Source organism: Pirellulales bacterium (assembly GCA_035499655.1).
GTDB lineage: Bacteria > Planctomycetota > Planctomycetia > Pirellulales > JADZDJ01 > DATJYL01.
Window position 1 is genome coordinate 1 of sequence record DATJYL010000219.1, and the last position, 10,095, is coordinate 10,095.

Annotated in this window: 9 protein-coding genes; all 9 read right to left on the bottom strand. The window is 53.1% G+C overall.

Features of this window, described 5'->3' with window-relative positions; genetic code table 11:
* Positions 1–134: 134 nt before the first annotated feature.
* On the bottom strand, positions 135–740 hold the full coding sequence (locus VMJ32_17180) for a hypothetical protein (GenBank protein ID HTQ40758.1): 606 nt from the start codon (positions 738–740) through the stop codon (positions 135–137).
* A gap of 423 nt (positions 741–1,163) precedes the next feature.
* Positions 1,164–1,898: a hypothetical protein gene (locus VMJ32_17185; GenBank protein ID HTQ40759.1), complete on the bottom strand. Its 735-nt coding sequence runs from the start codon at positions 1,896–1,898 to the stop codon at positions 1,164–1,166.
* A gap of 273 nt (positions 1,899–2,171) precedes the next feature.
* Positions 2,172–2,894 carry a hypothetical protein gene (locus VMJ32_17190; protein ID HTQ40760.1) on the bottom strand — a complete coding sequence of 241 codons (723 nt, stop codon included), beginning with the start codon at positions 2,892–2,894 and terminating at the stop codon, positions 2,172–2,174.
* A gap of 159 nt (positions 2,895–3,053) precedes the next feature.
* Positions 3,054–3,719 carry a WcaF family extracellular polysaccharide biosynthesis acetyltransferase gene (locus VMJ32_17195; GenBank protein HTQ40761.1) on the bottom strand — a complete coding sequence of 222 codons (666 nt, stop codon included), beginning with the start codon at positions 3,717–3,719 and terminating at the stop codon, positions 3,054–3,056.
* The gene (locus tag VMJ32_17200; protein ID HTQ40762.1) at positions 3,706–4,950 is read right to left on the bottom strand and encodes a glycosyltransferase; all 1,245 of its coding nucleotides are present in this window, start codon (positions 4,948–4,950) and stop codon (positions 3,706–3,708) included. The genes VMJ32_17195 and VMJ32_17200 overlap by 14 nt, the downstream gene beginning before the upstream one ends.
* An 8-nt stretch (positions 4,951–4,958) precedes the next feature.
* On the bottom strand, positions 4,959–6,191 hold the full coding sequence (locus VMJ32_17205; GenBank protein ID HTQ40763.1) for a glycosyltransferase family 4 protein: 1,233 nt from the start codon (positions 6,189–6,191) through the stop codon (positions 4,959–4,961).
* A gap of 29 nt (positions 6,192–6,220) precedes the next feature.
* Positions 6,221–7,309: a glycosyltransferase family 4 protein gene (locus VMJ32_17210; GenBank protein HTQ40764.1), complete on the bottom strand. Its 1,089-nt coding sequence runs from the start codon at positions 7,307–7,309 to the stop codon at positions 6,221–6,223.
* A 159-nt stretch (positions 7,310–7,468) separates the two neighbouring features.
* Positions 7,469–8,809: an O-antigen polymerase gene (locus VMJ32_17215; GenBank protein HTQ40765.1), complete on the bottom strand. Its 1,341-nt coding sequence runs from the start codon at positions 8,807–8,809 to the stop codon at positions 7,469–7,471.
* Positions 8,810–8,887: 78 nt separating this feature from the next.
* The coding region (locus VMJ32_17220; GenBank protein ID HTQ40766.1) for a glycosyltransferase family 4 protein at positions 8,888–10,095 on the bottom strand (1,208 nt) is incomplete at its 5' end.

Here is a 10,095-nt window from a genome sequence, read left to right on the forward strand (position 1 = left end):
CAAATGGGCCTGTTGAGGTACACGACAAGTACGTAAGACTGCAGAATTGCACCGATCACTGCAACGACAGCATTCCGCATTCAGTCGTCGCCGGAAGCGGCCTGTGTTGCGATAACCATTTGATATCCGACGATTCAAAGATTGGAACCACTGCTGCTGCGCCGAAGAAGTCGTCGTCCGGAAAACAGTCCACCCAATGCGACAATTGCCAAGCCAATCGCTGGTGGTTCCGGAGCTGCAGCTACCACGTTCATGACCATTTGACCCTTAACAGTTCCACCGGCCTTCAGCCACAGGTCATAAGTCTCCGTCATGCTGTAATCGCCCGAGAGTGCAATGGGAGCAGAAGTTACATTGGCGGAATCGCCGCTTTGCAGGGCAACTTGTCTTGAAAAAATTAGTCCTCCGGTCGTCGAAGCGGTCAAAGTGGAAGCTTGCGACAAATCCATCCCCGTAAAATCGTCCGAATTGAGTTTTGTGACGATTTGAACTGAAGTCGCAGCGGGCAGGTCGAAAGTCTCAGCCGTAAATACGATTTGAATGTGGTGCGTCGTGCTGCTCGTATTGTTAACACCAACCTCCGAGCTATCGAGATACGGAATACTGGATGATAATGACGTTCCTGGAGGATTGGCTTTGCCGCCCACAATGACCGATAGATTCTTCCAGGGAGCGCTAGGGTTGGGGCCCACGGAAAAAGAATTGATATCAAAATCTGACGCAAAATCGGGCGTCGACACCGTTTGGGTCGCTGTATCGTTCGGACTAGTGCTCAAGTCCGTCACTGTGACGCTGATAGAGTTGGCCCGTGCTCGCGTCGTCACATTAACGGCAACAAGCAGGCATGCCAAGAAAATCAGCCCGACACGCGGCATGGAACGTATTATCATGGTAGTGTGCCATAGCAATAGAACGAAACTCAAATTCGCCAGTACACTGCCGCTACCATGTTCCGATGGGCGCGTTCAATTCTCCTAACATAGACATAAACTACAAACGATGCAACCATCTGGCGCCACAAAATGCCTTGAAAGCTCAAAACTTCACAAACCCAATTCCTGAGGCAGAGAACGCAGATCGGACACTAAGCCAAGTTTGAGCCTCAAAACTACCTGTGTTAGCGCCGAATTAGATGTGTGTGTTGGGCTTGGATGATTCTCAGATCAGCCGGCATTAAATGCCTTTAATCGTCTACGACGCAGCCACAAGTACGCCAGGCCGACAGGCAACATTGCAGCGAACCCGGCAATCGTCCACGGTTCAGGAGTCGCTGCCACGTCCATTCGCATGGCTGCCGAAATAGTTGAGCCAATACCAAAGCCATTATTTACCACCCAGAGATTATAGACTTGTTTGAGTTCATACGGGCCAGACTTGAGGACGATCCCTCCGGGGACTGGTCCCGAATCAAGTGTGCCAAGGGGCACATTATCGCGGCTGAAAAGTACGCCACCCAGCGAATCGAGCGACATAAACGATGATTGATGCGAGGCTTCGCCCGACTCATCATCGGTGGATACCTCCGTGTCAATTTGCACGGGGCTGCGGGGGAGCGAGTAAAGTTCCGCGTCAAATGTGACTACAATGTGGTGCGCTATCGACGATAAATTCTCTACGTAGATATCGGTCGTCGACAGCGAGCCTGGTACGTTAGCAAAACCACTAACGCTATAACCCACTATTCCACCATAGTTGCCAGAGAGTGAACCCGCTAATAAACCTTGAAAATCAAGCGTTGAAACACTCGTGGAAAACATCTGGCCCGATGTCATATCATCGTAGGTAATGTTCAGCGTCAGAGGATCGGCTCGTGTCACCGAAGATAGAGCCAGGAACAAACTTGCTGTAAAAAATCCCAGCGCAAGATAAAACCTGATTTGTCGCCTAATTTTGATCATCGTTGGATCACGGAAAGAGGGCGGTGCTTCCTATGCATGCACTTCCGTAGCAGTATCGCTATATTTGCTGTTCTTGTCAATCAACTTCCTCTAACTCCATCTAGGATTGCGCTGTTGCGCATCATAGCAGATCATGACCTAACGAGCGGTAAAAATATACATGCCGGTTCTGCATAGCAACTTGATACTCGACTGAAAGACAATTCCCGGCAGCTATGAAGCTCGTGATGAGGAAAGTAAGTTTCGCAGGCGTACTCGGGGACTTAGCGTAACCTAAATGCTCACTTGTTGCTGCTTTCGACGACGAAGACCAAGGTACAGCAAACTTACTGGAATAAACGTCGCCACAGCCGAAACAATGTTCCATGGCTCGGGAGTCGGGGTCAGCGTCATCGACATTTGGGCTGCAACCCCTGAACCTGTGGTTTTACCAACATTTATGTCATACGTCTGAGTCAATACGTAAGACCCTGTCTTAGCATAAAAACCAGAGTCTACCGTGGAAGAATCACTATTTGGTAGGGCCAATGACCTCGAAAAAGTAACGCCGCCTGATGCTGCCGTCGTCATGGTGCTTGTTGGCGTTGGCAGTAATCCGAACGAAGAATTTGTGGTCAACTTCGAGGTAATGTCTTCGAAATCTGTATTTGAGTTAGGAAGTGTAAAAGTCTCCGCTGTAATCACTACTTCGACCTCGTGGTGTGTCGTCGATGTGTTCGTAATTTTAGCTTCGCTCGTACTTAAATACGCAACTCTTGGGGATGTGTCCGAAGTACCGGGTGGATCCGAGTTAGCGGTTACTTGAATGTTGAGAGTTCCTACAGTTAAACTATAATTCCCAATCGTATAATCGCCGCCGGAAACGCTACCAAAATCGGTACCTTTGAGAGTGCCGTCAACGTACACTTGGGCTTCCAAAAAATCGGCGGCGGCGATTAAAGGTGATACAAGACAATACCCCAAAGCGATAGCAACTAGGCCCCTTAACTTAAACATGACTAACTCCTTGATACGTGTCCTTACCTAGGGTCAAATCAGCCTCGCCGGGCTCCCTCTATACGGGGATGATGTTACCCGATGGCTGTACAGTGTCAAACGGTTTCCTGTCATTTTGCGTAAGGACGAACGCGGCTTGCGCATGTGCGCAATTTCGATTTACTTGCTCGTGCGTGGCTCACATCGGTAGCACACGCTTTCGGCCGGATTTCCAGCCACAATTTCTTCCGGACCCACTGGTTGCCGTACGACGCTGCCGGCACCCACTATCGTGTTGGCGCCCACGTGACAGCCAGGCAGCAACACCGCTTTCGCGCCAATCCAGGCGCCGTTTTCGATCATCATCGGCCGGGTAACCAAATTAAACGAGCGCAGGCGATAATTGTGGCTGCCGGTACATAAATAGGCCCCTTGAGAAACACATATATGATCGCCCAAGCAAACCTCGGCCAAGTTATCGATCCAAACACTCTGGCCAATCCAGCAGTGATTGCCAACAGTCAAACGCCAGGGGAATTTGATTCGGACCTGGGGTTTAATCACCAATCCGCAACCGACGCGTGCTCCAAATAATCGGAGCAACCACACCTTGGGCCTGCGAAACGGAAACCATCCGCTTTCGAAAATCAATAGGCTGACCACATGCCATGCGGCCCGAATTATCTTTCCCCGACCCGGGGCATAACCCTGGTTGCTGTAGGATGACAGATCCAACCACGATGGCTTGTCCGATTGCTCGACCGACTGGGAAGCGGCTTGCTGGACGCTCTCATTCTCCGGCGGCATTTGCGGAACCTGTCGAGATACCGATTCAGGCGAATTCATCGGCTGCTGTTGGAGCACCCAAGATGTCAGCATAAATTTGGCATAACGCTTCGGTCGATCGATCCCAGGTGAAATGCTGGCCAACAAACTCCTGACCTTGGCGGCCGGCACTTTCGGCTGTCACGGGATCACTTAACCAGGGAAGCAACATATCGGCAACACTTTGGGCTGTCAGATCGCAGATTGCCACACCCTGGGATCGAATTATGTCGTCCCAAATATTGATTCGGCGGCTGATCACTGTCGGCACGCCCATCCGGAGTGCTTCAACCACGACCAGCGCGAAGTTCTCTTGGTAGGAAGGCAGTGCGAAAACTTGTGCCGCGGCCAATGCGGTCCATTTCGCACGCCCTTCAAGCGGGCCGATGAAACTGACCCGATGGGCGATGCCCAGCAGTTCGGCCAGCTGCCGCAGTTGGGCCACGTACCGCGATTCACCTGGACCTACTAAGACCAGCTGCGCGCTGCGCTGGCACTTGGCCAGCAACGCAAAACCAGGGATCAGTAAATCAAGCCCTTTTTTCGGGTGCAATCGGCTGAGAAACACAACTAGTGCTTTACCGCGCAAATCAGGATAGGTCGTTAAGAATTCTTCCGCTAAGTAGCTGCGGGGCTCTGGGGGAGGCTCGTCGGAGGCCAACGGTACAACATAGCCGGGGGGCAAACCCACGACGGCTTTTTCCGCGAGTCGACGTTCTTCTGCATTGGTGTACACCATGGCCCGAGCTTGTCGCAAGTATGGCCATTCTACAAGCCGACCGTACAGCTGTTTTTTCAGCCATTTTCGCGACAGTGAATTCGGATCCAGCATGCCATGAGGCATGACGATGTACGGCACATGATGTCGCCGACAGGCCCGCATGGCTGCCCAAGTAGGATGCGTCCAGGCCGTGTGCAGGTGAACAAGCCGCGCGCCGGCAACAAACCTGTCAATCGACTTCGAAAGCGCGCGACTGAAACTGTAGCTGCCAGGTCCGCGGCTAGGGAATATCTCGAGTGAATAACCATCGCCATAGCGATCGAGCCAGGATACATCACCGGCATCAGCAAAAGTGTTGGTGCTCATCACATGGTTCGTCCAGCCGCGCTCAGAAAGCTTTCGGCACAAGCGATCGACCACTACGGGGGGCCCTCCGGCGCGCGGATGCATATAAGGAATCACGTGTACCACATCTAAGGTTGACGACACGACAGCGGATCGGTTCGCCGTGGTGAGGGCAATAGTTGGCATACGAACGCTCATCTGGAACGGAACTGCGCGATGACCTTGCGATATACAGCCGCGGTGCCGCACGCCATGGCTTCCAAGCTGAAATGCTGTTGATATCGTCGCAACGCGGCAGCGCCCCAGCGCGCTCGTAATGGTGGATCAGCCACCGCCTGTTCGATGGCCGCCACCCAGGCGACCATGTCACTGGGCGGTAGCAATCGGCCATTTTCGCCATCGATAATTGCTTCCCGTATGCCATCGGCATCGGAAACGACGCAAGGCAAGCCAGCTGCCATTGCTTCGAGCGCTGCAAACGGAAACCCTTCGTACTCTGAAGGAAGTACAAACACATCGAATCCGGCCATGCGGACTCTGGCATCCGACCGCCAGCCTTCGATTCGCAGCCGATTGCTGACGCCATACCTTGATGCGGCCGACTCGAGCTCGCCGCGCATTCGGCCATCGCCCACCCAAATGACTCGAACATTTTCTGGCATCCGACTCAGCAGCTCGACAAGAAACAAGGGGTTCTTCTGGCGCTCGATCCGCGCCACGCAGCCGAGAACGATGTCGCGCGGTCCACAGTTCCACTCTTGGCGGATTGCCGCGCGATCTGCCGTGGGTGCCGGCGCAACGCCATTCCGTACCAGGTGGATCGTCGCAGCATGCTCCTGGCTTTGCAGATACTTCGACAATTCCACTCGGCCCGCATCGGCAGTCGTCAAATAGTGGCTACCTGTGGTCCGGAGCTGGCGCCGCGTCAAAGCATCGCGTAACCTGCCCGCGACGGCGTTGAGCGACTGCATGCTATGCGTAATATGGATCGTACTTACATGCGGAAACCCGGAGCGCCGCGCTGCCAGGATAAGATCTAATCCGTCTTCCACGTTTTGCTTGTTGATGTGGATGATGTCGGGCCTGATGGTTTGAAACACTTTGGTCATCGTTGCCACAGTCCGTCGGCTAAATACGGCGCCGAACACGCGAAGTTTGCGATCGTACGAATTGACATAGGGAATCCGATGCACGCGAATCTCGGCGCCGATCATATCTGCCAAGCCGTCCATGCGCGGGTGGTCCGACAGAACGAGATCGATTTGATGGCCTTCCGCAACCAACTGCTTTGCCAATCCGGCCATGTACAGTTCTCCACCCCCTTGCGAACCAGATGACGCAGAAGCGAGTAGAACGTGCAAACTCTCTTTTTTATTACCTGACACGCGACCAACACCGTGGTAGCCGAGCACTTTTGACGTGGTCATGGCTAAGGCAGTTTTGGAATTCGCCTGGCTCATGCTTGGCACATCTCGTGCTGGCAATTGACAACCACTTGGCTGCATATGTTGTACCAGCGCTCGACGGCTTGTTCTGGAGTCCAGGCTGCGGCCAACTCGCGAGAACAGCTACCCATGCATTTGACCTTCTCCGGGTCGCTCGCCAACTGTGCCATACAATTCGCCAATGCCGAACCATCCCCGGCGGGAAATATCAATCCGCTTTGGCCATCTTCCACAAGATCCTTGGCGGCGCCCACGGCATCGGAGCACACGACTGCGAGCCCCGCTGCTATCGCCTGATTGACAACGACGCCCCAACCATCGTGTCTTGAGGGAAGCACGAGCACATCACTGTTGGCGAACCACTTCGGCAATTGGTTTACGGGTTGAAACCCCGCGAAATGAATTCTCTCTTGCAGATCGCCGGGCACGCGGCGCGACAATTCATCACGAAGCGGGCCTTCTCCGACAAACGTCAACGTGGTTGACGAACAACCTCTGGATAACTTTAGATAAGCATCCAATAACAAATCCACTCCTTTACGCTCGATCAACTGCCCACAATACAAAAAACGGATTGGACCTTCGAACCGTAGCCCGCGGTCAATGCTGAGAAACGGCTGCAAATTGCAGCAGTATGGAATGTTTTCCACGGGACAATGCGCGGGAGCTAAAACTTGATATTGTGCTACCGCACTGGTACCAACAGCAGCAATAGCTGAGGGCCAACGTACCGCCGGGTGCCGTGCCACAGCACGCAGAGCTTGGCCAAGGACTCCTCGGCGCTTCAGACCCGGCCGTTCACCGTAGAAAATCCAAGGGATCTTTCGACGCCGCAACGCGCGCATGACTAATTGATTGGTAATTCCCGAATATCCGGTAACCACAATCACCTCGGGCCGATGGGTGAGTATTCGCTGAGCTGCTTGGGGATTTACATGAATACGACCGCCCATCAGCCAAAACCATTTACCGGGTAACACTTCAGCGTAATCGGGTAGCGACGCTTGGTCCCAATAGGTATCAGGCGCCGCCATTTCCAGGTAATGCACCCGCAGCTCGAATCGCGAGTCGACAGCCATGGCCTGGAAAAGATCCTGCATGTATGGCGACGGCATAACGGTCAAAAACGATAATCGAATGCGCTTACTCGCTGGCCCTCCTCGATTTGTTCGACCATCCGGTGCGGTGATCTTATTCACGTTTCGCAAGCCCGAATTCCAGTTTGTAGAATTTCAATTGAGGCCCAACATTGCAGGATTTCATCGGCCGCTCGAAGTCAGCAGGCTTTGCACCTCTGTGCGGACCAAATTGGATGGACTCAATTGTTTGGGTAGCCACCACACAAGAACATACAAGGCTAACATTCCATAATAGATGGGCATGGTAAACGAACGGCCGCTGAGGAAGATAAGGCCCAAGCCGGCGGCAAAAATCACGAAGGAAACGGGAGAATTGGGTTGGATCTGGATCAAACGGTCCCACGATTTAAGTGCGTACCCTGCCATCCCGCTCAAGACGACGATTCCTAACCAGCCAAAATTCCAATACATTTCACCGATCAAGCCGGGCGAGCGCGTTAAATAGGCCTCCCCAGTTTTTGCTGCAACTTCTCCTTTGGCCTGAGCCAACAGCAATCCGGCATCGGACACGGGTTTATCGGGCCAAATGAAACGGGGGATCGGATTTACAAGTTGGTCGAAATAGGTTTGACCAAACTGATAATCCAGTGGGTCGGGAACGTGGTTAGAAAGGTACAACAACTCACTAAACATTTCGAAGCCAGTCACGTTCGCAGAGGATGCTGCCGACCAATCGAAATTTCCTTGCTGGCGCGTGACAACCACTGCCTCGGCCCAGACAACTCCTATCGCCGCAACGATGGGCAAACCCACCATGATCGCTAAGCGCTTAAATGATGGCGACAACTTGAAGTAGATCACCGCGAGTATTGGCATCACAACGACTACCATTTCAGAACGAGTACCGCCGGTCGCGGCGCGCCCAAACATCCACAGGCAAAACAGGACGCAGCAGACTTTCCGAGATAGGCTTTGTCGACGATCTAAAATGATAACAGCGGCTAACGGAATCGCTGCCTTGAGAAACATTTGCAGCTCCAAAAAAGCATCGCGCAGACCGCCATATCGGCCGCGATCAAACATCCCTGAGAATCGTTTGCCAGCGCGGAATGCCGCTGCCACGACCAGCGTCAAATCGCCTTGTGCGATGGTCACCAGCGGTAACATTCCGATCGCTAAGGCGACCAAAAATAAAATCCAAAGCATGTTGGGATTCTCTAAACTGCCCAACCTCTTTGCAAAATCATCGAACAGGCCGCCCTTGACACGATAATAAACAAACAGAAACGAAATGATTGCCAATGCAACGCACAGGACTGCCTTGTTATACTGGCTCTGAGTATACTTCTGCATTTCGTCTGATATCCACGAAGCGTCAGCAGCATACCAGACGACGATGGTTAACAGGGCCACATTTCGGGCTGAAATAAGTCGCAAAATGCTATGCCGAATGTCGTACAGCAGTGCGATAGCGACTCCAATGCTTAATGCAATCGCGCTGAAATTGGTAATGTTGTTCATTTCGCTTCGGAATTCACCCTAGCACAGAGCGCGCTGCGAAAGTCCGCGGCAATTTCGACGGCGGTGCCAGCCAATTCATCAATCTTCGCTCACAGCCTGTGTTCTAACAGGCAGCGGTAGTTCCAGATTCTTCAGCCTGAATTGCACCATCGTTAGAATTTCATTAAGTCGTTGCTGATGGGCTTCCCATGATACTTTGGCAGCTGCCTGGATCGCCGATTTCCCCATGTCAATGCACTGCCGACGGTGTTCCGCCAGCCATTGCAACTTCTTAGCCAATCCGTCGATGTCGTCATGTTCAAGGACATATCCATTTTCGCCATTGCTGATGATTTCTGGCCCCGTTGAGTGCCGACTGGCAATTACCGGCATGCCGGTGGCCATCGCCTCGGGAATGACCAGGCCGAAACCTTCGAAGACGGAAGGGAGCACAAGCACATGACACCGCCGCATCTGTTCAACCACTTGAGCCTGATCGAGGCGACCCAAATTCGTGAATAGCCCATCATAACTTCTTAGCGCGCGGCCTGAACCGCATACTGGTCCAACCAGGACCAATTCGGTGCTCGGCGCGCGGATCCGGCGATACGCTTCTAGCAAGTATTTGATTCCTTTGCGTTGCCCGATGCCTCCGACGAACAAAATGCGGAAAGGTCCGTCCAACGGCCGTTGGATTGGCGTGAACTGGGTCAGGTCAACGCCCAAGGGAAGCAGGCAGATTTTATCGTCCGGCACGCCCACTTCTAGCAACGAGTCGCGAGTGAATTGACTGGCGGCAACACAGATCGAAGCCGAGTGTGGCTCCTGTTCCAAACGCTCTCGATACCAGTTCGGGAAACAGAAATTGCTGATCGAATCCGCCCATTCCGGATGACGCTTTGCTTCCTCCGAAAGCACGCGAATCGCACGCGTGACATGCGCTGTTGCGAATTCACACACCGCCACCAGGCCGTGACTGCGTGCGGACCGCAAACTTTCCAGGCAACTTCCTTGGAAACCCCAAAAAATGTCGCCGGACGTAACAAACCGCTTCGATACCCAACGGTCAAATACGGCATCACGACGGAACATTAATTGTTCCGCCCATGCGTGATTCTTCACCACGCGTCGGGCAAATATCTCCGGCACTTCCAACGACCACCGGCGCGTGACCTTATCGCTGGGTAAACCGGATTGCCACCGAAGGCGCAGCGGTCGATCAACGCCCTTCATCAATTTGAAGAAGCGATCGGGGAGACGATCCGGTTTGTAAAAACTACTGGTAATGAACCGCGCCAAACACCCTG

Excerpts from the sequence above, each read along its gene's own strand:
- VMJ32_17185 (HTQ40759.1), bottom strand. The coding sequence starts at position 1,898 with ATGATCAAAATTAGGCGACAAATCAGGTTTTATCTTGCGCTGGGATTT.
- VMJ32_17190 (HTQ40760.1), bottom strand. The coding sequence starts at position 2,894 with ATGTTTAAGTTAAGGGGCCTAGTTGCTATCGCTTTGGGGTATTGTCTT.
- VMJ32_17195 (HTQ40761.1), bottom strand. The coding sequence starts at position 3,719 with ATGAATTCGCCTGAATCGGTATCTCGACAGGTTCCGCAAATGCCGCCG.
- VMJ32_17200 (HTQ40762.1), bottom strand. The coding sequence starts at position 4,950 with ATGCCAACTATTGCCCTCACCACGGCGAACCGATCCGCTGTCGTGTCG.
- VMJ32_17205 (HTQ40763.1), bottom strand. The coding sequence starts at position 6,191 with ATGACCACGTCAAAAGTGCTCGGCTACCACGGTGTTGGTCGCGTGTCA.
- VMJ32_17210 (HTQ40764.1), bottom strand. The coding sequence starts at position 7,309 with ATGCAGGATCTTTTCCAGGCCATGGCTGTCGACTCGCGATTCGAGCTG.
- VMJ32_17215 (HTQ40765.1), bottom strand. The coding sequence starts at position 8,809 with ATGAACAACATTACCAATTTCAGCGCGATTGCATTAAGCATTGGAGTC.